The sequence below is a fragment of the Leadbetterella sp. DM7 genome (genome assembly GCF_040829825.2).
Classification (GTDB): Bacteria; Bacteroidota; Bacteroidia; order Cytophagales; family Spirosomataceae; genus Leadbetterella.
Map to the genome: position 1 here is coordinate 294834 of NZ_JBFOLH020000003.1, position 24974 is coordinate 319807.

At 49.5% G+C, this 24974-nt stretch carries 23 protein-coding genes; 4 read left to right on the forward strand and 19 right to left on the reverse strand.

Annotated elements, in window-relative coordinates; all coding sequences use genetic code 11:
* Positions 1–2: 2 nt before the first annotated feature.
* Complete coding sequence (locus AB2U10_RS05015) at positions 3–1070, forward strand: phytase (protein WP_493820246.1); 1068 nt, start codon at positions 3–5, stop codon at positions 1068–1070.
* Between the two features lie 40 nt (positions 1071–1110).
* On the opposite strand, the gene AB2U10_RS05020 is transcribed toward AB2U10_RS05015, so the two are convergent.
* From AB2U10_RS05020 to AB2U10_RS05030, 3 genes are all read right to left on the reverse strand, one after another.
* Positions 1111–3321, reverse strand: a complete 2211-nt coding sequence (locus AB2U10_RS05020; protein ID WP_367913105.1) for a TonB-dependent receptor — start codon at positions 3319–3321, stop codon at positions 1111–1113.
* Positions 3322–3465: 144 nt separating this feature from the next.
* Positions 3466–5754, reverse strand: a complete 2289-nt coding sequence (locus AB2U10_RS05025; RefSeq protein WP_367913104.1) for a hypothetical protein — start codon at positions 5752–5754, stop codon at positions 3466–3468.
* Between the two features lie 189 nt (positions 5755–5943).
* Complete coding sequence (locus tag AB2U10_RS05030; RefSeq protein WP_367913103.1) at positions 5944–6603, reverse strand: DUF937 domain-containing protein; 660 nt, start codon at positions 6601–6603, stop codon at positions 5944–5946.
* A 315-nt stretch (positions 6604–6918) separates the two neighbouring features.
* Here AB2U10_RS05030 and AB2U10_RS05035 point away from each other — a divergent pair, with 315 nt between their 5' ends.
* Entirely contained in the window at positions 6919–8934 is a 2016-nt protein-coding gene (locus tag AB2U10_RS05035) for a tetratricopeptide repeat-containing sensor histidine kinase (RefSeq protein ID WP_367913102.1), read from the forward strand.
* Between the two features lie 10 nt (positions 8935–8944).
* Here the strand turns inward: AB2U10_RS05035 and AB2U10_RS05040 are convergent, their stop codons facing one another.
* The 5 genes from AB2U10_RS05040 to AB2U10_RS05060 form a co-directional block, all read right to left on the reverse strand.
* Positions 8945–9277, reverse strand: coding sequence for a tRNA-binding protein (locus AB2U10_RS05040; protein ID WP_367913101.1), 333 nt, complete (start codon positions 9275–9277; stop codon positions 8945–8947).
* Positions 9278–9353: 76 nt separating this feature from the next.
* Positions 9354–10739: a sigma-54-dependent transcriptional regulator gene (locus tag AB2U10_RS05045; protein WP_367913100.1), complete on the reverse strand. Its 1386-nt coding sequence runs from the start codon at positions 10737–10739 to the stop codon at positions 9354–9356.
* 207 nt (positions 10740–10946) lie between these two features.
* Positions 10947–11123 carry a lmo0937 family membrane protein gene (locus AB2U10_RS05050; RefSeq protein WP_367913099.1) on the reverse strand — a complete coding sequence of 59 codons (177 nt, stop codon included), beginning with the start codon at positions 11121–11123 and terminating at the stop codon, positions 10947–10949.
* Positions 11124–11432: 309 nt separating this feature from the next.
* Positions 11433–12056 carry a YciE/YciF ferroxidase family protein gene (locus AB2U10_RS05055; protein WP_367913098.1) on the reverse strand — a complete coding sequence of 208 codons (624 nt, stop codon included), beginning with the start codon at positions 12054–12056 and terminating at the stop codon, positions 11433–11435.
* Between the two features lie 102 nt (positions 12057–12158).
* Positions 12159–12755, reverse strand: a complete 597-nt coding sequence (locus tag AB2U10_RS05060) for a hypothetical protein (protein WP_367913097.1) — start codon at positions 12753–12755, stop codon at positions 12159–12161.
* A 438-nt stretch (positions 12756–13193) separates the two neighbouring features.
* Here AB2U10_RS05060 and AB2U10_RS05065 point away from each other — a divergent pair, with 438 nt between their 5' ends.
* Positions 13194–13394 (forward strand): CsbD family protein, encoded by a 201-nt coding sequence (locus tag AB2U10_RS05065; protein ID WP_367913096.1) that lies wholly within the window; start codon positions 13194–13196, stop codon positions 13392–13394.
* 58 nt (positions 13395–13452) lie between these two features.
* Here the strand turns inward: AB2U10_RS05065 and AB2U10_RS05070 are convergent, their stop codons facing one another.
* From AB2U10_RS05070 to AB2U10_RS05120, 11 genes are all read right to left on the reverse strand, one after another.
* Entirely contained in the window at positions 13453–14304 is an 852-nt protein-coding gene (locus AB2U10_RS05070) for an SDR family oxidoreductase (RefSeq protein WP_367913095.1), read from the reverse strand.
* Positions 14305–14479: 175 nt separating this feature from the next.
* Positions 14480–15139, reverse strand: coding sequence for a YetF domain-containing protein (locus AB2U10_RS05075; protein WP_367913094.1), 660 nt, complete (start codon positions 15137–15139; stop codon positions 14480–14482).
* Positions 15140–15194: 55 nt separating this feature from the next.
* On the reverse strand, positions 15195–15731 hold the full coding sequence (locus AB2U10_RS05080) for a DUF4142 domain-containing protein (RefSeq protein ID WP_367913093.1): 537 nt from the start codon (positions 15729–15731) through the stop codon (positions 15195–15197).
* Between the two features lie 373 nt (positions 15732–16104).
* Entirely contained in the window at positions 16105–16551 is a 447-nt protein-coding gene (locus AB2U10_RS05085; protein ID WP_367913092.1) for a hypothetical protein, read from the reverse strand.
* Positions 16552–16553: 2 nt separating this feature from the next.
* Positions 16554–16955: a helix-turn-helix domain-containing protein gene (locus AB2U10_RS05090; RefSeq protein ID WP_367913091.1), complete on the reverse strand. Its 402-nt coding sequence runs from the start codon at positions 16953–16955 to the stop codon at positions 16554–16556.
* Complete coding sequence (locus tag AB2U10_RS05095; protein WP_367913090.1) at positions 16942–17337, reverse strand: hypothetical protein; 396 nt, start codon at positions 17335–17337, stop codon at positions 16942–16944. Before AB2U10_RS05095 ends, AB2U10_RS05090 begins: the two co-directional genes overlap by 14 nt.
* Positions 17338–17412: 75 nt before the next feature.
* Positions 17413–17880: a GNAT family N-acetyltransferase gene (locus tag AB2U10_RS05100; RefSeq protein ID WP_367913089.1), complete on the reverse strand. Its 468-nt coding sequence runs from the start codon at positions 17878–17880 to the stop codon at positions 17413–17415.
* 98 nt (positions 17881–17978) lie between these two features.
* Complete coding sequence (locus AB2U10_RS05105; protein ID WP_367913088.1) at positions 17979–18851, reverse strand: DMT family transporter; 873 nt, start codon at positions 18849–18851, stop codon at positions 17979–17981.
* 32 nt (positions 18852–18883) lie between these two features.
* Positions 18884–19948 (reverse strand): NADH:flavin oxidoreductase/NADH oxidase, encoded by a 1065-nt coding sequence (locus tag AB2U10_RS05110; RefSeq protein WP_367913087.1) that lies wholly within the window; start codon positions 19946–19948, stop codon positions 18884–18886.
* A 66-nt stretch (positions 19949–20014) separates the two neighbouring features.
* Positions 20015–21142, reverse strand: coding sequence for an RCC1 domain-containing protein (locus AB2U10_RS05115; protein ID WP_367913086.1), 1128 nt, complete (start codon positions 21140–21142; stop codon positions 20015–20017).
* Between the two features lie 49 nt (positions 21143–21191).
* Positions 21192–22415 (reverse strand): MFS transporter, encoded by a 1224-nt coding sequence (locus AB2U10_RS05120; protein ID WP_367913085.1) that lies wholly within the window; start codon positions 22413–22415, stop codon positions 21192–21194.
* 333 nt (positions 22416–22748) lie between these two features.
* Between AB2U10_RS05120 and AB2U10_RS05125 the strand changes: the two genes are divergently transcribed.
* Positions 22749–24971 carry a glycosyltransferase family 4 protein gene (locus AB2U10_RS05125; protein WP_367913084.1) on the forward strand — a complete coding sequence of 741 codons (2223 nt, stop codon included), beginning with the start codon at positions 22749–22751 and terminating at the stop codon, positions 24969–24971.
* Positions 24972–24974 lie beyond the last annotated feature (3 nt).

Genomic DNA, 24974 nt, shown 5'->3' on the forward strand with positions numbered 1-24974 from the left:
ACATGATCAAAAGATATGCTTTACCGCTTGCAGCTGTGTGTACAGCTGCTGTTATGACCGCCTGTAACAGAACAGGCAATAATGCACAGGAGGCCCGGCCCGTTATCATTACGGAGGCCGTCAAGCACGACTCTGACGATCCGGCCATCTGGATCAACAGGGAAGACCCGGCCCAAAGCCTCATTATCGGGACGGATAAAGACCAGGACGGGGCCCTGTATGTCTTTGACCTGAACGGGAAGATCGTGAAAGACAAGGTGGTCAGCGGCTTAAAAAGGCCGAATAATGTAGATATTGCTTACGGCCTGCTGCTTAACGGAAAGCCTACCGATATTGCCGTTACCACCGAGCGCTTCACCCATAAGCTGCGGGTCTTTTCTCTGCCCGATATGCAGGCCATCGATAACGGTGGACTGGATATGTTTACAGGCGAAACGGGAGAAGGTTATCGCGATTTAATGGGTATCTCACTTTACACGGCCCAGGACGGTAAATTATACGCCATTGTGGGCCGTAAGAACGGACCCGCCGAAGGTTATCTATGGCAATACCTGCTTTCTGATAACGGGCAGGGAAAGGTGAAAGCAGATTTAATTCGCAAATTCGGTACTTATAGTGGCAAAAAGGAAATTGAGTCGATAGCTGTAGATAATGAGCTGGGCTATATTTACTATTCGGATGAGCAAACCGGTGTGCGGCAATACTACGCCGACCCTGAGAAAGGGAACGCAGAACTGGCCTTGTTCGCTACAAAGGGTTTCGCGGAAGACAACGAAGGGATCTCGATTTATAAGCTGACAGACAGCACCGGCTATATCCTGGTTTCTGACCAGGGAGCAAACCGTTTCCAGGTATTCCGCCGCGAAGGCACGGCCGCAGCCCCTTTTGAACATACACACCTGAAGACGGTTCCTGTGGCGGCCAGGCAAAGTGACGGTTCAGATATCGTACACGTGCCGCTGAACAGCACATTTAAGCACGGTCTTTTCGTGGTGATGAGCAACGACCGGACTTTCCATTATTACCGGTGGGAGGACATAGCCGGCAAGGATTTACAGATCCGGAAATAACCGTTTCGTTTCAGGGGCCGGTCGGGCAATTTACCGGCCTCTAAAACGAATACCTTACGACCAGCCGGGCATTAAAGGGCGTGCCCGGCGTAAAATGGATCTCTTCTACAGGAGCCGGCTCATTTTGCAGCCTGCTTTCGGTAAGGAACTGCGTCTCTTTCCATTTTGTATTCAGCAGGTTGTCTATGCTGATGCCCAGGCTGGTTTTCCGGTAACGGTAGCTTAACGAGAAATCGGTCACCAGATAGCCCCGGGCCGTGACCGAATAGTCTTCATTGGCCGGCCGGTTACCCAGGTAACGGGCTTTCAGACTGCCTGAGAACCTGTTCAGGTCTTTGATGCTCCAGCCGGTAGTAAAGGTGAAAACGGGAGCCAGCGGCAGGTAATCTTCTCCTTTGGGCTCATCTATGGCGCGGGCATGCGTGTAGGTGGCATCGGCATTCCAGAATACTTTATCCGCCAGCTGGTACCGTATGCCGGCGTCTATCCCCTTCCGGGCTGTTCTTCCACCCGGCTCTACTACGGCTTCGTCGCCCACATAGATAAATTCCTGCTCCAGGAAGAGGTACCACAGGGCGCCGTTGATCACCATTCTTGGAAACGGTTTCCAGATGGCGCCCAGGTCGGAACCGTAGGCAGCCGGTAAAATCTCTTTCCCGTTCCGGGGAATTACCACTCGGGTGTCATTGCTGTGGAAGCCTTTGCCCAGCTTGAGAAATACGTTCAGACCGGGACCGGCCGAATACAGGAAATTGAGCTTGGGGCTGACTATGGCTTTGGTTTTGCTTTGGTTTGCGTAAACCGGTTGCAGCAGGTCGATATAACCGAATTTGAAGTAATCTATTCTCGCACCGGCATTGATAAGCCACTTGCCTGCCGTATAATCGGCAGCGGCATAGGCATAGAGGTTAGCCTGGCTGATATCACCGAAGCTCAGCCGGTCTATAATAACAGAACGGTTCAGGGTATGCGAAAGTTCCGTTCCCCGGGTGTAATCGCTTCGCAGACCTGCGCCGGCCTTGTAGGTAAGACGTTCAGATACGCGCTCATGGTATTCGGTCTGCATGCCCGTTATATTCCTGCTTTCCTTTTGTTTGATCTGGTCGCCGTTATCGGGGTCGTTCAGGAAAAAGGTAAAGTTGGAAAACAGCTCAAAATCGTAGTGGCTGAAATAGGCCGTATTCTTTATCCAGGCGTTTTCACTGATCTTTTTATCGTATTGCAGGTTAAAGTTGCTACGGCTGGTATTGCCCCCTTCCGTGCTGTCAATAGCGCCGAAATAAGAGATCAGGCCGGAAGCCACCGCCCGCTCCGGGATCTGCCCGCTGGCATCCCAGCTGCTCTTAAAGTGAGAAACCGACAGCGAGATGCGGTCTCCGGGCGACAGCCGGGCCGTATATTTGCCAAAGAGGTTGTTCCGGTTAAAATTCTGCGGAGCTTTGAAGTAGTTGTCCGTCAGCATGTATTCACCGGCAAAATAGGCGGATTGTCGCTCAGAATTCAGCAAATTGAACATCCCCAGTCCTCTCAGGGTGTTGAACTGTCCTATTTCGGCCGATACGAGACTGCTTTCGAGGCGGTCTTTGGTTTTGAAGGCCACATACCCTGCCGTGGTGAAGTCGCCCTTTTCGGCAAAATAAGGCCCTTTGTCAAAATCGATTTCTTCCACGGTTTCCGGTATAAGAAAATGCAGGTCGGCATAACCCTGTCCGTGGGCGTGCGAAACCATATTTACGGGCATGCCGTCTACGGTGATATTGATATCGGTTCCATGGTCAATGTCAAAACCCCGTAAAAATATCTGCTCGGCCTTGCCTCCGCCGGCATGCTGCCCGATAAACAGGCCCGGCACTTTACGCAGCAGCTCCTGCGAGGTATGCACCGGCTGTGTCTCAATATCGATGGCCGAAAGGGTATTCAGATGCCTGAGCCCGGCCGTAATGGTCACCTGGCCCAGCTCAAACGCTTTTACCTTTAACGCGATGTGAAGGTTCTGAAATTTAGTAACCGCCAGGTAAAAGTTGGCATAGCCGGGATGCGAGACCTCAATGCTGTCTCCTGCCGATACGTGATCAAGCAGGAAGGCCCCGTAACGGTCAGTATGAGCGTGGGTATTTTGCGTAATATTTTGTACCAGGGCTCCTTCTACGGGTGTGCCGGCGGTGTCGGTTATTTTCCCGGTAAGGGTCTGCGCATCAGCGCCTGAACACAGCAAAAGAGTTAAAGTGTAAGCTAAGATGTATCTGATCATGCGGCGATATTATAGACAAAAACGATCTCAGCCTAATAAACGGCCTTGTTTTTTTGAAGAAGGGCCATCAGCACCGACAGGAGAGCCATACCGGTAATTACCCAGGCGCCATGCCCGGCTATCTTCTCCGGTCAGCTGGTAATGTTATTCATAGTGTTCCGATATTTTATTCGTTACACGTCCGTTTACCTTCACCTTGCGCCCGTAAATGGTGGTGTACGCCAGCTTGAAATCAACAGGATCAAGACCCGCCGGAACGTCAAGCGCCTTATAGTATACTTCGTGACCGGTTAGGCTGATCCGGTAGGTCCGGTTACCGGCTGTAAGGGTAAGCTCCTGCGCTTCCTGGTTTTCCAGGGTCGGATTCAGGAAAAAGACATACAATTTGCCTTTGTAGTAAATACCGGAAGAAATGACTTCCGAGTTTTTCCGGCCCCAGAACGGGTAATAAAAATGAATGTAGGTCCAGTCGGTGCTTTTGCTTCCTTCCAGCGGCTTTAAAACGGTTTGCACGGCGGCCAGCTTGGAATGATACCGGCCCCAGTAATCGTCTTTCCCGTACAGGGGCTGGCTTTTGTCGGGTAGCTCGGTACGAAAGGAGCCGTCGTCCCACGACGACAACGCCTGTCCGCCCGACAGCAGCAGCATAAAGGTATCGTAGAAGATCTGGCTCTCTCCTACTTCCCTTACTTCTGTTGAATTCCCGCCGAAGGTCCAGGGCTCGGTTTGCGGCCGGTGCTCTCCGTAAAGCTTGTATTTCACATTAGCCCTGGAAATATCCCATTTCCCTTTTTCAAGGCGGGCCAGCATGAGCAGGTCGTACATGATGCCGTCGGCCCGCCGGTAAATGCCTTCTACCCACATGCCGGTTTCGGGTTCCCAGTACTGGGGATAGGGCCTGGCCAGCCCGTTCTCGTTCCAGTTAAAGCCTTTCCGGGCAATTTCCCGCTTGATGGTGGCTGAACCGTCAGGGGCTATATCCACATATTGACGACCAAACAGCTGCTCACCCGTTTTGCTGTTATTCAGGGCATAGCGGATATTTTCATCGGGGGTGGCCAGCACCGGGGTAGTCCGGTTGTAGATCTTCAGGTTAAAATTTTCATTCCGGTATTTCCGCTTCCCGATCTTATCGGTGGCGATCTTCCCGTTTATTTTTTCGTAAATGTCCGTATGGCTCAGGAAAGGCACTTTGGAGTAAGCACCGGAAGCATCCACATACCAGGTGCTGTTTTTCCAGCCGGCCGAATTCATGAGAATATTGCGTTCGTTGAAAGCTCCCTCGATTTCCTTTTCGGAGAGCTGGGCAACGCTCTGGTAGGCGCTCGCCAACGACCACTTTTGCACCGGCTGTGCATACCAGAAGATACGGTAAGACGGCCCGGCCGCTTCCATCATGCCCTGGTTCAGGTAGCCCAGGAAAGCATAGCTGTTGCCACCGGCCCACTCGTACTGGGTCATGCTTTCTTCGTCAAGCATGATCACGCTTTCATTCAACGGAACCGTATAGCGTTGGTCGTCAATGCTGTTGGCACAGCAGGCAGAGCGGAAAAGATACCGGCCCAGCTCTTTGGCCCCTTCTACGGTAAGCCGGTTGTAGGGGATATTGGTATTGTCGTTTTCAAGGCGGGCTATAGTGGCAATATCGCCGTATTTTCCGCCTGTTTTGCCTTCTTTTACCATATCCCGGGCTGCTACCTTCAGCAGGTAATACAGCTGGTTAAAGTAATAGCTGTTGCGGCCGTCCCATGTCTTGCGCGGCAGGGCACCCAGGTTCACCACGTTGGTAAATCCTTTGGCCAGCAGGTTCACCTTACCGTTCTGCAGCTTTTCATTTTTATACAGCGGAAAACCGTAGCCGCCCACATGGGTAATGCCCTCCGGCACCTCCAGGCTGGCAAATTGCTCCCAGTCGGTAGTATTATTGCCTTTGGGCAGGGCATACGAAACCGAACCGCTGATGCCTGCCGGTACGGGAACTGCTTTAGCGGCGGCCGTTCCCCTCACCCACTCGCCTTCTTCATTCTGCTGGTAGCCCAGGCCCGGCATTTCGGCAGCAGGAAAGTTTGCGGGCGGGTACAGCCCCCCCAACTGGCTATCGCCGCTTTTGATCTGGGCCAGTTGAAAGCTTTTGTTCTGAATGACCGTCCGGGGATCGTTCAGCAGGTTTTTTCCCCGTGGCACCATATACGTGGCGGCGGCATCGCGCTGCACCAGGTAATAGCCGTTTTTAAATTTACGGGCGGCCAGTATCCGGTCAGGAATGTCCCAAAAACCGAGAATTACCTCGCTATTATCCTGGATAACCGATTCCCGGAAGTGGTTTACGGGCGAAAAGCCATGTTTTGCATATTCTTTGACCCGGTAAAAATCAGTGTTCAGGGCCAGAATAAGCGAAAGGGGTATAAGGCTTGCGGCCAGTATTTTCTTCATACATCTTTTAGTCAAAACCAATGCTTTTCATTAATAACGAATAAAGGTGGGGAAATGTGCGGGAAATCCAGCTCGGGGTGGCTGGTGCCGGATAGTTAGTGCCGGAGAATACGGATTTTTTGGATTCTGCTGTATAATTTAAAAAGCCCCGGGTTTTTACCCGGGGCCTCTTCATGAAACTGCATCTTCTTATCTTCCGAAAAGCCCGGCCAGGTTGTCGAGCACGTTACCGGCCTGCGACGAGTTGTTTCCTTTGTTAAAGAAATCACCGGCCAGGTTAACCAGGGCACCCATAGCATCGCCACCGGCAGGAGCTGCCTGCTGACGGCTACCGCCACCCAGCACACTGCCGAGCAGTCCGCCCAGAAGTCCGCCGCCGGCGCTTTGCTGTCCGCCGCCGCCCAGCAGGCTGCCCAGGAGGTCAGTGGCAGAAGAAGACTGCGACTGCTTCTGCTGTCCGAGGTAGCCCATAACCACGGGTGCAAGAACAGCCAGTACGCTACCCACCTGCCCGGCAGAAAGACCGGATTTTTGCGACAGGTTATCGGTAACATAATTGGTGTTGTTGCCGAAAATATGGCCGATGATCTTGCTTCCGTCTTCTGAAGCGCCGCCGGACAGGAGCCCGGAAAGGTTGCCCAGAATTCCACCCGAGTGCTGACTAAGGGCATTGTCAATATTGCTGGCCTGATCTTTATTTTTTGCGTTATAGTTCAATGCCGCGATCATCAGGGGCACAGCAGCCGAAACCACCCACTTGGCTTTGCTTTCATCGATATTCAGCATCCTGGCTATAGACGAGGTAACCGTAGATCCGATACTTCCGGTAATTAAATCTGAAATGTTCATTTTTTGTTTAATAAGTTTAAATACTTTGTTTAGACGGGGCTTTCCCGAATAGTAACCAACAATATTAAAAATTCTTCGGCTTAACCCCATCATTTCCCGGCATATAAATTATCCCGGACCGGCAGGAAACCCTGCCGTACGCCGTTATTTTTAGAGGAGTATACCGTATTATGCAAAATAACCCGTATTTTTGGAAGTCATTAACCCGATCAACCCAACCTCATAACCCCGCTTTCCCCAAATTATAAAGTCTGATCCTGCCCGGGTCCGAACCCCGGAATGGCTATACTTTAAAAATGTATATATAAGATAGATATGCCGCATTTTGCATATAAGGTTCTTTGCTCTTTTTGTTTTGTTCTTACCGGGTTGAGCCCGGTTGCCGCCCGTGCGTTTTCGCCGGCTGATTCATTGAAGGTGGCTGCTATATACCAGACCACCGTTGAGATGATGTACAATCCGCGGGAGTTGAAAATAGACAGCCTGGTTTCCCAATGCCGTATAGGCATCCGGCTGGCCAAAGCGTATCATATCCCTACGTTCATTCCTGATTTTACCACCAACATGGCTTATGGCTATAAGCTCATCGGGCAGCTTGATTCGGCTATTTTTTACGCTTCCCAGGCTTACAGAGAGGCCATAAAGCTGAATTATGTCACAGGGATTTCCCGCAGCGGCTATACGCGTGCCATGATCTTTTTTGACCGGGGCGATGTCAAACCGTCTATTGAGCAGCTGTCAGAAAACCTGCAATTTGCCCGTAAGCACCGGCTGAATATGGCGCTGCACTCCAATTACCTCCTGCTGGCCAACGTTACCGGTTATACCAATAACCTGCTGATCACGGATTATTATGCCGAAAAAGCCTATGGATACCTGGAAGACAGTACGCTGCTTAACGCCTTCCGGGTGCAGAACCGGCTTAAAAGCGCTATCCGGGAAAAGGAAAATGAAAGCGCAGAAAAATTGTACCGCGAATTCAGAGGCCTGGTCTTAAAAGACAAGCAGCGCCTTAATGGAAGCGAGATTCATTTCCTGGTGAGTATTGCCGGCACCTACATGGACTCGGGGAATCCCCGGCGGGCCGTGACCATCCTGGAGGAATTTCTCGAGGGTAACCTGGAAGACAGTGGTTACCCGGAAAATGCCTATTATGCCAACCTGGCAGCTGCTTACCTGAAAAACGGACAGTATGAGAAGGCAGAAAGGATGAACCGGAAAGCCAATACAAACATTTCTCTCTTATTTAACTATATTGAATACCTCATTATACTCAAAACCCAGGCTGCTCTGCAGGAGCGAAAAGGCCTGCAGAAGGAGGCACTGAACACCTGGAAAGAGCTTTACAGGATAGAAGACAGCCTTTCGCATATGAAAAACGAGATCAACTACCTGTTAGTGACCAGCCTGAAGAACCTCGAATCGCTGGAGAATAAATTTGAGTCGGTCAACCGGGAAAATGCGATGCAACGGCAGCTGCTGGAAAAGGAAAAAAGGCAAAACATATTGCTGCTGAGCCTGGTGCTGGTGCTGATCGTTTTCAGCCTGGTGGTGTATGCCTTATTCAGGAAGCTTACGGTGCGCAACCAGAAGATCCTTGAACAGAATGAGGCGATGTCCCGGCAGAGCGAGAGCCTCAGGGAGTCGAATCTTATCAAGGATAAGCTTTTTTCGCTGTTAAGCCACGAGCTGCGGAGCCCGGTGGCCGAGCTGATCACTATCCTGGATGTGAATGAATGGAAGAACAAAGACAATGCGCTGAATCCGTATTTTAAAAATGTGAACCTGAAAGCCAAAGCCATTTATAATACGCTCGACAATATCCTTACCTGGTCTGCCTCCCAGCTGAAGTTCAAGAAAACAGACGTTAAGCCCATGAATATACGGGAAACCGTCAATACGGCGCTGGATCTGAGCCTGCCCTATATTCAGCAAAAAAACATCCGGATCAGCAATGAAGTAAGCGACTCCCTGGTGGATGCCAACGAGAGCTACCTGATGATCATTTTGCGGAATGTGCTGAACAATGCCACCAAATTCACGCTTACCAACGGCAGGATTCGCCTGTACAGCGTGGAAGAAGGCGATTACAGCGGTATAGTGGTACAGGATTCAGGTAAAGGTATGGAACCCGAAACCTTAAAGTCGCTGTTTGTTAATGCCCAGACCAGCTCGGAAGGCACCGAAGGAGAGAAAGGCTCGGGTGTGGGCCTGATGCTTTGCAAAGACCTGATGGACAAGCTGCAGGGAAAGGTAGAGGTTACCAGCGTGTTGAACCGGGGCACCTCGGTAAAGCTCCTGTTTAAGAAAGCCGGGTACTTTGTGCCGTGATCAGGTGCTGCTACCCTATTTTCAGGCCATTTTTCACCGGCTTATCGGCAGTAAGCAGTGTCACTTCCTCTTCATTTACGGCACCCAGCAGGAGAAACTCGCTATTCAGGCCGGCTATCCGCTTGGGTGGAAAGTTCAGCACACCCACCACCTGTTTCCCGATAATCTCTTCCGGGCGATATAAACGGGTCACCTGTGCCGAGGTGGTACGGATGCCCGCTTCTCCGAAATCTACCCGGATCTTATAGGCCGGCTTACGGGCCTCAGCGAAAACTTCCGCGGCTATTATGGTGCCGGTGCGGATGTCTATTTTAGCGAAATCGTCCCAGGTAATGGGTTCCATATCTTTGAAATTTATGATCCGGATTGCGGATAAGGTGATTTGCAAAGTTCGCTCTTTTTGTCCGGATTATCGTTTCTCAGGAATAACTACATTGGCTTTGTATGAGCTTATTGTAGGTGCTGATCTTGTTGTAGAGGGTTTTGCGGTTAATGTTCAGTCGTTGGGCGGCCCGGCTTTTATTGTATTTTTCTTCTTCCAGCACTTTCAGGATTTCTTCGTATTCAGCCACCACGCTCTTGTATTTAAGCCCGCTATCCGGAGCGTTTTCAGGAAGCTTATCCTGGAATTCCCGGCTTTTGTATTCGGCGTTCAATTTCTCCATGAAATCTTCTGCCATGCAGTCGGGGGTGATCTCCCGGCCAGCCATCAGGCAACCCCGGCGGATCACATTCTTCAGCTCGCGGAGATTTCCCGGCCAGGAGTATGCCATAAATTTTTTCAGCAAAGCCGGGCTTACGCCCCTGATCTCCTTGTTTAAATCATCGTTGGTTTCCTGGATGAAGAAATTAATGAAAGGTTCCAGGTCTTCCATCCGCTCCCGTAACGGCGGGATATTGATCTCGAATTCATTCAGGCGGTAATAGAGATCTTCCCTGAACCGGCCGCTTTCCACCGCTTCGGAAAGCCGTTCGTTGGAAGCCACGATGATCCGTACGTTAATATCGATCTCCGTATTGCAGCCTATTTTCTTTATCTTTTTTTCTTCAATGGCCCGCAGCAACAGGATCTGAACCGAATAGTCAAGGTTGCCGATTTCGTCCAGGAAAATCGTCCCGTTATGCGCTGCCTCAAATGCGCCGGTCTTATCTTCAAATGCACCGCTGAAGCTCCCTTTCTTATGGCCGAATAATTCACTGGCTGCCAGCTCCCTGCTTAAGCACCCGCAATCTACGGCCACAAAAGGCCGGTCTTTAAAAACACCTTTGCAGAGGCGCCGGGCCACAGATTCTTTTCCTGTACCGGTTTCCCCGTAAATGATCACTTTAAAGTTGGTATCGGCCACGGTATCGATCTGGGTATACAGCTGGATAGCCGCTTCGCTGAACGCCTCAAAGTACCTGGAACCCGGACCTTTTTTGCGGACAATCAGGGCCGGAGTGCGTACGGTCAGCGTTTTCAGGATATTTTCAAGGACCATTTCTACAGCAAAAGGCCGGGTATAGCAGTATTCCACGCCCAGCTTGGTAAGCGAAATAGCAAGCGCTAAATCAAGGTCATTCAGGATAAAAAATACCGGAATGTAAGGATTTACCTCGTGTATGCTCTTTAAAATCCGCCTGGGACAGCGTTCTGTCATTAACGGGACACAGGCCAGGACGGCATTGCAGTGGCCCCCGCGAATGATTTCAATTCCCTTAATGAGATCCGGTTCCACAATGAGCTGGCAGGAAAGCTCCCTTGCACCGGAAGCAAACATTTCATTTAAGAGAGGATCATGGCTAAGAAATAAGATTTTATTCATATCTGTGGTTAAATAGTTGGTAATCAATAAAGAAATACCTTATATTTTTCAAGGCCTGATGTAAAGCAAACAAATGTGCTGTTCGTTGTTAACGCCCTTTTTTCCGGGTGAAAAAACGGCTATAGATATAACGTGGATTCCCGGCTTTTATTTTCCTTTGCTGCCAGCTTAAATTATCCTGCGGACAGAGGGTGGCGGGAGACGGACTTATAAGCCGTCTCCCGGCCTCCGGCCTGAAATAATGTTGTAAAGCACCACTATCAGCGCAATTACCAGAAGTATATGAATTAAGTTTCCGAGGGCCATGCCCGCTCCCAGGCCAAGCATGCCCAAAATCCATACGAGGATGCAAATCACCGCAATTAACCACAATAGGTTTCTCATAGCTATAGTATTTAGTTTAATGAATAGTCGTAGTTGAATTAAAGCCCGGGCAATTACAGTACCATATTTACCTCCGGCCTTCCTCCATTACCAACAATATACTCATAGTCAGCAAAATATGCAAAACAAATGCCCCGGATAAAAGTTACCGGGTGAGTAAAATAATCAACACCGGAGAATCATGTGTGTAAAAATTTCCACAGTGTTACCCCCAATGCAGTTATGTTCCGGGTTGAGCAAGAATAAGAGGGCAATCGGCCGACCCTCTTATTACTTATTAAAACCCGTTCGGAAAAGAAAAGATGTGAGTTAAAGTGTCTTTTTACTGCTTTCACCGCTTTTAGCGCTTCTGGCCGATGTCTCTTTAAAGCCGGCAACGTCCTGGTCTTCTTCTTCCGCTGCTTCGAGGTTGATATGAGATTCTGCTATATCGGTCAGGAGCAGGTCTGTTTCTTCTTCCTCATCCAGGGTTTTTTCCAGGATATCGGCAATAGCGTCCATATTGAAAGTAAGCGCTATCTGAACGAGTCCGCCGTAGCTTGCGATTTCATAATGCTCTATTTTCTGTGCTGCAATGATAAGCACGGCGTCGCGGGTCATGGACTTTTCCGGAGTTTTGGAAACAATTTCTTCGGCTTCTTTGAGAATACCGGCCATGGCTTCGCATTTTTTGGCTTCCGGCTCCACCTTCAGGGCCTGGAAAACTTTTTCCAGGCGTGAAATGTGTTTTCGGGTCTGCATTTCATGATCTTCCAGCGCTTCTGAAAGCTCTTCTGTGCGAGCCAGCTGTTTATTCTTGCCTAAAGCCGTCTCAATGGCTTTTTCAGCCCAGTACAGGTCTTTGATACCGTCTGTAAAGAACTGGAAAAGAGGCTTATATTTGTTTTCCAGGATTTCCCGGGAAAGCGGAGAGAATGAATCTGAATTTTTCATGCTATTTAAATTAAAAGGTTTTGAAAACAGCTGCCGGCCCGTTCTTTCTGCACTAATCGGATATGCCTGGCCAAAACCGGCTGGCAGCTGTAGTTCGCCGGTTTAACGGTTCCGGCCACCGAAGCCACTCCGGGCTCTTCCGGACGCCTTACCTCCCATGCGGGCTATGCGCGTACGCTGTGCTTTGGACATGGCGGCAAAGCCCCGGCGCGAGTTTCCGGAACCCGAAGAGCTACCCGATCCGCGGGATGAACCGCCCCTGCTTCCTGAAGAGCTTCCGCCCCGCTGTGATCCCGATGAGCCCCGTCCCGATGACGAGGACCGCGACCGGCCAGCGGATGCTCTGCCGGAGCGACCACCCCGGGAAGACCTGCCGGAGCTTCTGCTGCTCCGACCGGAAGAGCCCGAACGCCGGTCATCATCGTCATCCTCATCGTCGTCATAATCCTCATCATCGTAATCCTCGTCATCGTAGTCTTCGTCGTACTCGTCATCATCGTAATCCTCATCGTACGACAATTCATTCATGGCATCTTCGTAACCATGCTGGTACCCCTCCTCATAAGCGGAATCATAATCTTCCTCATCGTAATCGTTATCGCCTGAATAGCGATGGCTTGTGGGTCGGGTGCTTCTTGAACCGGAACCTCTGTTCCCCTGGTGGCTGGCGCTGGAAGAGCGCGATGTGTTACGTTTCATAGTATAAAATTGTTTAGTTTGCCAAAAGAATGGCATACATTGTACCACAAACACAAACTACTTATTATCACACATTTAAAAACAACACAAAGAAGGTACCCTGTGTATTATTATCCTCATTGTGCGGAAGCAGAGCAACACCAGGGACAGGATACTACCGGATCAGGTGGCTATACGGTAGGAGCATTTTCGGAGCGGGCTTATCCTCTCAGATTATACATTTACAAAAGGGCTGACCCGGCCAAATGGTGTACAGATTACCCACAGTGTAGAACATTATACACACTTTAAGTGCTACAGCCTGCCAGCATTCTAAAATACAAAAAACATAAATTACTGTATATAAGTAAATTACAATAAAACATACCCGATCACACCAAAACGGCCTTCTCTTTGCACTACTGGGAGGTATATTCTTAATCTTAAACACATATAACAATGAGCACATTTCAGGATAAGCTAAAAGGAAACTGGAACCAGATCAAAGGGATGTTAAAGCAGGAATGGGCGGATCTTACCGACGACGACCTCCTGTACGAAGAAGGCCGGGAAGATGAGCTGATAGGAAGAATTCAGAAAAAAACGGGGGAAACAAAAGAGCAGATCAATGCGTTTATAGAGGGGTTAAAATTTGACTAAGTCAACGCAACTGTTGCAAAAAGGCTGCCATCACGGCAGCCTTTTTTATAGGAAATGGTCAGGCCATACTATCTCCACCATTAGGATGCAGCACCTGGCCGGTCATGTAGCTGTTTTCTTCCAGCACCAGGAAGAGGTATGAGGGAGCTATTTCGTAAGGCTGGCCTTTGCGGCCCAGAAGGGTATCTTCTCCAAACACAGCCACATGTTCCGGGTCAAACGATGCCGGGATAAGCGGGGTCAGTACGGGCCCCGGCGCTACGGCATTCACCCGGATCTTTTTTTCAGCCAGCTGCAGCGCCAGCGAACGGGTAAACCCGACAATGGCCGCTTTCGTAGCAGCATAATCGACCAGATGGCCGCTCCCCCGGAACGCCGTAACCGATGAGGTGTTGATAATGCAGCCTCCCTTCTTCATGTATTTCAAAGCGGCCTGCGTCAGGTAAAACATGCCGAAAACATTTACGGCAAAAGTCTGGATCAGCTGCTCTTCTTTGATAAGTGAAAGGTCATTTTGCGGATACTGGACGCCCGCATTATTGACCAGGATATCTATCCTGCCAAAAGTATTTATGGTTTCTTCCACCACCTGCCGGCAGAAAGAACGATCGCGGATATCGCCCTGTATGGCTATACCCTCTGCTCCTGCCGCTTTTATCTGTTCCAGGGTGATTGCCGCATCGTCGGGCTCGTTGTAATGAACAATAACGCTCCGTATTCCGTAACCGGCATATAACAGGGCCACGGACTGCCCTATCCCACTGTCGCCACCGGTAATAATGGCTACCTTATCCCGGAGATTAACACCTGCATAAGTCCCGAATGCAGAACAAACAACAGGTTTTTCATCCATTTCGGCGGTTTCCGCCGGCTGATGCTTCAACTGGCTCTTCTGTGGATAATTTTTCATGTGTATAAAATTTTAGCTTTCAGCCTTCAGCTATCAGCCGCAGCGGCGGAGCGCTTATTCATGGGCCGGTTGGTGTGCCCGACTTCTGATAGCTGATAGCTGACTGCTCATGGCTATTTCATGTGCTTAAAAGTTACTGGTTGTTTAAAATGTTCAGTAATCAGAAGAGCGGCTTTCAGGCCGTATTAATGGCGGTGGTCCACTCATTTTTGCCACAGCGGCTGCACCGCAGAATACGGCTTCCGGATTCTTCCACTTTTCCGCAGAACGTACAAACCCTGGGGGCGTGGTTATCCGTCGCGGTGGTATCTACAGGAAAAAGGGGCAGGCCGTAGCGCACTTCCTGTTCAGGATACCGGAGGATGCTCATGGTACCGTCTACTTCCAGCAGCGCGATTTTCACCTGCCCCAGGTGCTCTACCGACTGGTTCCGGAGTTCGGCAAAAAACTCGTTTTGGGAGAAGTCGGTTCTTCTATTCTCTTCGATATTGAACATACCGTTTTTTACGACCACCATTTCCTTCCCTTCCAGCAGGCGGGTAAGCAGCTTCGAACGTGAGGCCAGGAAGGTAATAAGCTTATACCAGGCCAGTACGATGCCGAATACCACGATGGCGTAGAACACCGGCACTTCTTTCTGGAACATCGGGTCACCGGCCGCCGAGCCCAGGGCCAGGATCATAGCCACTTCAAATAAGGTAAGCTGACGTACACCCCGCCGGCCCGTCAGCCGGAGGAGGATAATGATGAGCAGAAACATGCAGGTGGTACGGAGAATGATTTCTCCCGTAAAGGCGAGTTCGGCCTGTTGCAGGCCGGGTATGCGGTATTCCATGTTCTGTTAAATTGTTTTCATGAAAAACGCCGCATTGCTCAAAATGGGATATTGCCTATGCATTTAAAATTTCCGCCAGGTTTCTGGCATGCTCCAGGTGCTTCTGTAAGGTAGGCAATGTTTTCCGTGCCCAGCTGGTCAGCTGCTTGTCTTTCCCGTTCTCTATCTGGCGGAGAAAAGCGTTAACGGTTTTTTCGTGGTCCTCCACCATCTGTCTGGCAAAGGCTTTGTCAAACTCTGTCCCGCTTAAATTGCTTATCCGGGTATAATTGGCCCTGGAGCTTGCTGAAGAGGCATCCGGCAAATCCGTATAATTTTTCCGTTTCACTATCTTTTTCAGCTGGCTGTTTGCTTTCTGGTGATCTGTCACCAGCATTTCAGCAAGCTGCCGCACCGGCTCGGTTGCGCTTTGCTCCAGTGCCAGGTTCCCGAACAATACCTCGGCAATTCCGTCTTCAATGGCACTTTTTACGAACTGGTAGTCGTCTGACTGAGAATAACCGTGCAGATCCCGTTTCCCGTTGATAGCTTGTGTAAGTACCACCATGCTCACAGACATGCCGAGAGCAAATGGCAAAATGTAATTTCTCATGATATTGATGTGATGTTGTTGAAATAGAAAGGCGATAATTGTACCAGGGAAATGGCTGTTTCCCTGATCCGGCACGTCATTTTACCCGTAAGAATCTTGTTATAAAATTCTTAGCTCCCTATTATAAAAATGATCTATACCCTCTTTGAACCTCAGAATTTAAATACTTGCCGTTAGAAGTGTATAGATTTATACACAGGTTGGGGAGTTTTTTATACATGGATGAATTAACAAATAGTCATGGGATACGGATAAGTGTTTAGAGAAGAGACCATATTCAGTTAAGCATTAGAAATTCGAATTGTTGTATCAAACGTTCTTTCTAACGAACATTTTCTAAAGCATAACCCTACAATGAAAGACTTAACCCATATCACTCACCACTCAGAATATCTTTCGGGTCAATCACAGGTAAAAAATACTTGTCTTTGAATACAGTGGGGCTAAGCTCTGTAGCTAATAATGCCCGAGCATGAGAAAATGCAATAGCGTAGAGTTGAATGATCAGATTGTCAGGTATATTGTAGGAATCGTTTTCAACAGTATATACCTGATCTATTCCTTTAACTTCATATACAGTTCGGGCTACATGCTGAACTAACAGCTCGTTTTTTTGAGTATCCGTGATATGGGAAGTAATGTCAAAAGACATAGTCGATTTTTCTCTGTCAACATTTACTTGCACATTCAATTCTCCATTAAGTTTACTATCTATAAGTAAAGAATCTACATAGGCTTCGTCAATGTCAGAAAAACTGAATTTAACAGTGTGAATTTTTACAACACGATATTCAAACCAATTTCTTATTTCTGCCTCCATTCTTATGCGATCTTTTTACTTATCTGGCTGGGAAAAGATATTATTCTGGGTTCCTCCTGACTTAAACTAATACTTGTATAGCCTCCTTCAAAAAAAAATGAATGCTTATAACGGTATTTATTACATCTAAACTCCTCAGCATCTTTAAGTTCAAATACCGGATACTTCCCTATCTTCAATGCTATTTCTATAAGCTTCTCAATACTGAAGTTGATCTGACCATCATTAAGTATCTGTGATACACGTCCCTTACTTATTCCTAAATGAGCTGCTAACTGGGTTCTATTCTGATGTTTTTTTTCCATGTAATCCAATATGGAATTATACATCATACCGTTGACTCCTTCAATCCAATAACCCGGTTCACGCAGGATTCTCTCTATTCTGTCATTACTTGTTCTCATCAATATACTCCTTTATTAGCTTTAAAACACCCTTTATATCTTTGTCCTGATCACTTTTCATACCGCCGGTAACTATTATACGCCCCGTTCTTTCCTCATGGAACAGATAAACTCTGATTACTCCCGATTTGGCTTCGTAAATTTTGCAGTTTAGCTTATGGCCTTCAATGGGTCTGAATTTACTTTTAGGCCGCCGGTTTAAATTAGCCGTGTCTTCTATAATTCTAATACTTGCTGCTAAGTTCGACATAAGGTTACCAGCTTGCTCAACTTCATCAAAAAATTGCTCAAATAAGCTTTCTCCGTTTTTATACAGTTCAAACACCTTTATCTTAGTGCTTGGGGAGACATTGCGGGACAAAAATATTGAAAATTTCTTCAATTTGTTTAGTTATAGCTAAATTGTTGGATTTTTATTTTACGCTGAATGTAAATATAGTAGTTATTCAATAAATATTCATAAAATTAAGTTTATACTCATTTTAACATCTGCCCGCTTATACTTCCCCGCCTCTACCGGTACTTCGGTAAAACCCAGCTTTTTATAAATACCAATGGCGGGCTTGAGGGAGGAATGCGTATACAGCACCAGCTCTTTCATGCCCATTTCACGGGCTGTGCTGATGGCGGAACGGCATAATAATTGGCCTGCTCCGAGACCATGGAAAGCCTCGTTTACACCCATTTTAGCCATTTCCACGGTTTGATCACCAGCCATTTTCAAAGCCACGGTACCTATTACCTGGCCGTTATATACCGCAAAGAGAATCTTCCCTCCCTCTTTGAGAATGGCTTCTTCCGGGTTGGACAATACCCACCGGTCAATTTCTTCCAGCACAAAGTATTTCTCTATCCACGCTTTGTTCAGCGCCTCAAAGTATGGTTTCCATTCGGGCCGGAATTCTTCTATAATGATCGTATTCATCTCAAAAAACTTTTATGCTGCACCCGGTTCACATCGACCGGGAAATAGTTACTTACCGCCCATTTTCCCATATCCTTTATTAATGCAATACACCCCGCTCAGCGCCGCCGCCAACGCCAGGAAGGTATGCCCGTCAGCGGCTCCTGCAGGAAGAAATAGCCCAGCAAAATAGCGATAAACGGGTTGATGTAGGCATAAAGAGACGAAACACCGATGGGCAGGTGCTTCAGCGCATACACAAAGCAGGAATAGCCCACAACAGAGCCGAAAACGATCAGGTAAACAAGCGCCCAGATGCTCGGCGCCGTAACGGTCTTCAGCTCGCGGTAGTCGTCGAGGAAAAGGCTAAGCAGCAATAGCGCCAGGCCGCCGAAGAAGAGCTGCAGGGCGGCGTTTTGCAGCACATTACTGCTGCCTGAGGTTTTATGCTTGGTATAAACGCTGCCCGCCGCCCAGATCAGGCAGGAGAAAAAGGTGATCAGCATACCGCTAAGATATTCCGGCCGGGCCAGGTCTCTGAGGTTGTCACGAAAGATGAGCACTATGCCCACACAACCCAGGAAAAGCCCGGTCATGATCAGCCGGTGGGGCCTGCGCCGGTCGAGCCCGGAGGCGTAATTGATCAGCACCACAAACACCGGGATCAGCGAGAGGATCAGCGCCGCCAGTCCGCTGGGTATATACCGTTCGCACCAGCCCACCACACCGTTGCCCAGGGCCAGCATCAGTATGCCGGGAATGGCCTGATGCAGGACATCCGTACGGGTAATCTTCAGTTTTCCTGCCAGCCCCAATCCCAACAGGAGTGATCCGCCCGCTGCAACCTGCCGGATGCCCGAAAACAGGAACGGCGGAAAGGTTTCCACACCGATACGAAGGGCAAAATAGGTGGTGCCCCACAAAAGACAAACTACTGCCAGGGCAGCATAGGCCCACAGGTTTTGGGTTTCAGAGATAGATCGCGACTCCATTCAAGCATAAATTAACAGGTTACGGCATCATTTTACCATTGGGCCCGATCGTATTGCACCGGCCAGTCTATCGTCTCTTTCAGCTCGTGTGCCGCCCGCAAAGGAAAATGCGGGTCTCTCAAAAATTCACGGGCCAATAAAATGAGGTCGGCATCGCCGTTTACCAGGATCGATTCGGCCTGGATGGCGTTGGTGATCAACCCTACGGCAGACGTAACAGCACCCGTTTCACGCTTTACCCTGGAGGCAAAAGGCAGCTGGTAAGCCGGCCCCACGCTGATCTTCTGGTGGCTGACCAGCCCGCCGCTGGTGACATCCATCACATCCACACCCCGCTCTTTCAGGATACGTGCCAGCGCCACGGCGTCATCGGGCGTCCAGCCGCCTTCGGCCCAGTCGGTACCGGGTATCCGTACAAAAAGCGGGATTCCGGCAGGTAAAACGTTCTGCACGCGCCCGGTTATTTCCAGCAGGAGGCGAACCCGGTTGTCAAAGCTTCCACCGTACCCGTCGCTACGCTGATTGGTTAAAGGAGACAGGAACTGGTGCAGGAGATAGCCGTGAGAGGCATGAATCTCAATCACCTCAAACCCGGCTTTCAATGCCCTTAAAGTAGCCTGTTCAAAGTCGCTGATCACTTTTTCTATACCGGCAGCATCTAACGCCACCGGCTGGGGATAGTCTTCAGAATAGACCAGCGCCGACGGCGCCAGCACCTGCCAGCCGCCTTCTTCCGGCTCTACCCTGCCCCGGCCCTTCCACGGCGCATGGGTGCTGGCTTTCCGGCCGGCATGGGCCAGCTGGATACCGGCTACACTGCCCTGCTGCTTCAGAAAGGCCGTAATCCGGCTTAGCTTTTCAATATGTTCGTCTTTCCAGAGGCCGAGATCCTGCGGAGAAATACGCGCTTCCGGCGAAATACCAGTAGCTTCTACCATGACGAGGCCCGCACCGCCAATGGCAAAACCGCCCAGGTGAACCAGGTGCCAGTCGGCTGCAAAACCATCGGTGGCAGTGTACTGGCACATAGGTGAAACCACAATCCTGTTTTTCAGGGTAACGCCTTTGAGGCGAAGGGGACTAAATAAACGGGTCATAAGTTTTCTTCAGGTAATTATATCTTTTTCTTTTGCGGGAGTGACAGATCCGGATAACCACTTAGCTCAATTTTTTTTATCCCCCGATATATATACCGGTACCAAAACATTCCTGTTGGTAAAGCTGCCATCGCCTAACTGGCCCTCTCTATTAAATCCGCAAGCCCACAAAGTATTATCATTTTTTAACACCAAATTATGAGCACCTCCGGAACTTACCGCTTTTACATTATCACTGACTTTAACAAGATCTCTCCGGTTAACCCCTGTTCCGTCACCCAGTTCATTGTGAAAATTATAGCCACATGCCCAGAGAGTATTATCGCTTTTCAGCACTAAAGTATGCGCATATCCGGCACTAACAGCTTTTACATTGTCTGTAATTTTGATAAGCTCATTTCGGGAGGTATTCGTGCCGTTGCCTAACTGGCCATAATCGTTCCACCCGCAAGCCCAAAGCGTGTTATCGTTTTTCACAACCAGTGTATGTGCCCATCCCACACTAACCGTCTTTACATTATCCGTGATCTTAATGAATTCTTTCCGGGTAGTGTGGGTACCGTCGCCCAATTGACCGAATTCATTCCACCCGCATGACCATAACGTGTTATCGTTCTTCAGGATCAGCGTGTGAGCCTTCCCTGCACCTACCGCTTTAACATTGTCCATGATTTTAATGAGATCTTTCTGAGTATAAATCGTATCATTGCCTAACCATTGGTAATCATTGCTTCCGCAGGCCCACAACGTGTTATCATTCTTAAGAACCAATGTATGATGCCCTGCTGCATTCACGGCTTTTACATTATCGGTGATCTGAATAAGCTCTTTCCGGTCTATAGTGGTACCATCTCCCAGCTGGCCTTCCGAATTCCTGCCGCATGTCCAGAGCGTATTATCGTTTTTCAATACTAATGTATGGTAATCCCCCGTGCTTACTGCTTTTACATCAGCATACACTTTTACCAGAGTACTCTGCTTTCTGGTTAAACCATCGCTCAATTGGTCGAAACCGTCCGTAAACCCGCATCCCCAAAGGGTATTATCCCCTTTCAGAACAAAGGTACTCACCTCCCCCGTTGCTAACTGCACAATATCATCCGGTTTGGCCGGCTCTACCGTCTCTTTACTGCCCGGTTCTCCACAACCGGTAAACAGGCCTGCCAGCATAAGCAGCATTATCTTGTTCTTCATAGCATAAAAGTTTATTTGTGAATATTCTCATCCTTCTCCATGGCCGATATCACGCCCTCCGCTTCTTCGTGCCCTCCACATTCGGTAAAAACCCGGTAATAATACCCAGCAAGGGCAGGTAAGCGCAAATCGAAAATACATATTCAATACTGGTCCTGTCGGCCAGCCAGCCCAGAACGGCCGACCCGATACCGCCCATTCCGAAAGCAAAACCGAAAAACAGGCCGGCCACCGTTCCTACTTTTCCCGGGATCAGGTCAGTGGCATAGACCAGTATGGCAGAAAACGCCGATGAGATGATCAGGCCGATGATCACCGCCAGGAAAACGGTCATGTACAGGCCCGTATGCGGCAGCAGAAGCGTAAAAGGAGCCGCACCGAGGATAGACACCCAGATCACCAGCTTCCGGCCGTAGCGGTCACCTGCCGGGCCGCCCAGTATGGTACCCGCCGCTACCGCCGCCAGGAAAGCGAACAGGTATATCTGCGACTGCTGCACGCTGACATGAAACTTATCGATCAGGTAAAAGGTGAAATAGCTCGACATGGAGGCCATGTAGAAATATTTGGAGAAAATAAGCACCAGCAGGATACCAATGGAAACGGTGATCCGCCTGCGCGAAACCACCGGCCCTCCGGCCACTGCCGCCGGCCGGCTGCTTCTGCGGCTCAGGTTTTGCTGGTACCATTTGCCTACAAAGGTCAGTAAAATCATGCCCATAAAGGCCACTACCCCGAACCAGCCGATGTATTTTTGCCCGAAAGGCACCACGATCAGCGCTGCCAGGAGCGGACCGCCGGCGCTGCCCGCATTGCCGCCTACCTGGAAAATCGATTGCGCCAGGCCCTTCCGGCCGCCCGACGCCAGGTGCGCCACCCGCGAGGCCTCCGGGTGAAAAACCGAAGAGCCCATGCCGATGAGGCTGACCGACAGTAGAATATGGATATAGTCTTTCGCAAAAGCCAGGAACAAAAGACCCGTAAGTGAAAACAGCATACCCAGCGGTAACGACCGCGGCGTAGGGTGCTTATCGGTATACAGGCCTACAAAAGGCTGCAGCAGCGAAGCCGTTAGCTGGAAAACAAGGGTGATCACGCCAATCTGTGCAAACGTCAGCGTATAATTCTCCTTCAGCAGGGGGTATACCGACGGTATGACCGACTGGATCACGTCGTTCAGCATGTGCGAAAAGCTGATGGCAAATAAGATGGGGTATACAGTTTGCGGACCTTGTAAGCTGTACGCTTCGGTCCGGCTACGGGTTTGGCTCATACACAAAATAAATGTCCGCAAATTTGAGAGGTTTTTGACCGTAATCCTACCGGATTTATGAAAATATTGTTCCTTATCGGGTACAACAATATGTCAATTGCCCGGAAAAATTCGTTTTATATATAAAGGCAATGACCTGTCAATATGAACAGAATCAGCATTCCTTCACATACACGTTTCAGTCTGATACCGACCTCTGGAAAGTGGTAGCCAAAATGTAATTCCGGTTCAGCGACCGGAGTTTCATCTATGCAGGATAGCCCCGCTACAGCAGAAAGGACGCCGGCAAACCAGAGACCGGAACCGTTAGTCACGAAAACCAAACACCAACACATGAACAAAATTGCACTCATCGGCAATTTCCCGCCGCGGAAATGTGGGATTGCCACCTTTACAAAAGACCTGCTGGAAGGTATCAGGAACAACGATACATCCGTGTCTGTAATCGCCATGAACGACGGGCTGAAAAACTACAACTATCCTCCCGACGTTGAGTTTGAAATTGAACAAAACGAGATAGCCTCGTACATCAATGCCGCTAATTTCCTGAACACCAATAATTTCGACGCTGTGATCCTGCAGCACGAGTTCGGAATTTTCGGCGGACGCGACGGCCGGCACATTATCCAGCTTCTCAAACGACTACAGATGCCCGTCATCACCACCCTGCACACCATCCTGGATAACCCCTCCGACGGCCAGAAAGCCGTACTGCAGGAAATTGCCGGCATCTCTAAAAAGCTGATCAGCATCTCCCAAAAGGGAATTGAAATTCTCCGGGATACCTACGGTATTTCTGCATCCAAATGCGAACATATCCACCACGGAGTGCACAAAATAGAAACGCAGGATACCCGTAAAATAAAGCAGAAGCTCGGCATAGACACTCAAAAAGTATTGCTGACCTTCGGTCTTCTTTCCAGGAACAAATCGATCGAAGTGGTCATCAAAGCATTGCCCCGGGTGGTGGAAAACCACCCGGACGTGATCTATATTGTCCTGGGCGAAACGCACCCCCATGTGCTCAAGCACCAGGGCGAAGACTACCGCCACTCGCTCATACGCCTGGTAAACAAGCTGAAACTAGAGAAAAACGTCATATTTATCAATCGTTTCGTATCCAACAAAGAGCTGTTCGAATTCCTCAAAATAGCCGATATTTACGTCATCCCCTACCTGGGTGAGAAGCAGATATCCTCGGGCACCCTTATCTATACCATGGGAGCAGGCACACCCATTATTTCCACGCCGTTCTGGTACGCACAGGAAATGCTTGCCGGCAACCGGGGAATCCTGTTCGATTTTAACGATTCGGAACAGTTGAGCGGGAAGATCATCTACCTGCTCGACAACGAGGCCGAACGCGGGCAGATGGGGAATAATGCGCTGGCCCTAGCGGAACAATGTTACTGGCCGAATATCGGCCGGCAGTACGTGGAGCTGCTGAAAACGCTGATCGAAGAAGACCAGGCCGCCAGCCGGTACCGGATGGCCAACGATATGGAATTTGCCTTCCAGCTGCCCCCGCTTAACCTGCTTCACCTGCGGGTGCTTACCGATGACACGGGCATATTGCAGCATTCCCGCTACAACATTCCCGACCGCGCGCACGGCTATTGCCTGGACGACAACACCCGGGCCCTGATGCTTTCCGTCATGCTGCAGACCGATGTACAGGATACCGACCGGCTGAACCGCCTGACCAGCATCTACCTGTCGTTTATCGACTATGCCTTCAATCCTTCCAACGGGAAATTCCGGAACTTCATGTCGTATGAACGGAAATGGCTGGAAGAAGAAGGTTCGGAAGACAGTGCAGGCCGGACCATGTGGGCGCTGGGCTATACGGCCGCCTACACACGTGTCAGCAATTTCTACTATCATTCCGACAGCCTGTTTAAAAGAGGGCTGGAAAGCACCGGCTACATCACCCATCCGCGTGCGCTGGCTTACCTCATCCTTGGCCTGGTTCACCATGCCGGAGTACACCGGGAAGCGGAGGTTATCCGTATTCTTGAAAGCAAAGCGCAGCAGCTGTCCTCATTTTTTGATCCAACCATAGACCGTGACTGGCTGTGGTACGATACGGTGGTCACCTATGCCAACAGCCGTATACCCCAGGCACTGATTGCCGCGGGAATATTTCTCAAAAAGCCCGGCATGATCAGCAGGGGCTTCAGGATACTCGACTGGCTGATTGAAAAGCAGTTTATCGACAACCTCTTTTCCCCGATAGGAAACAAAGGCTGGCTTACCCCCGAAGGCAAAGCCCTTTTCGATCAGCAGCCCCTCGAAGCGCACGGTATGCTGGATGCCTGCCTGCAGGCAGAAGAGTATGTAAAAGACGGAAAATATGCCGATTACGCCCTGAAAGCATTTGCCTGGTTTATGGGCGAGAACAACGCTTCTTCCGTATTGTACGACTTTGCCAGCGGAGGCTGCCGCGACGGCCTGCATCCCGATGGCGTCAACCTGAACCAGGGGGCAGAATCCACCTTGTCGTGGCTGATGTCGCTGATCAGCATTTCCTATTATCTCAGGAGTAAAAGTAAATAATAT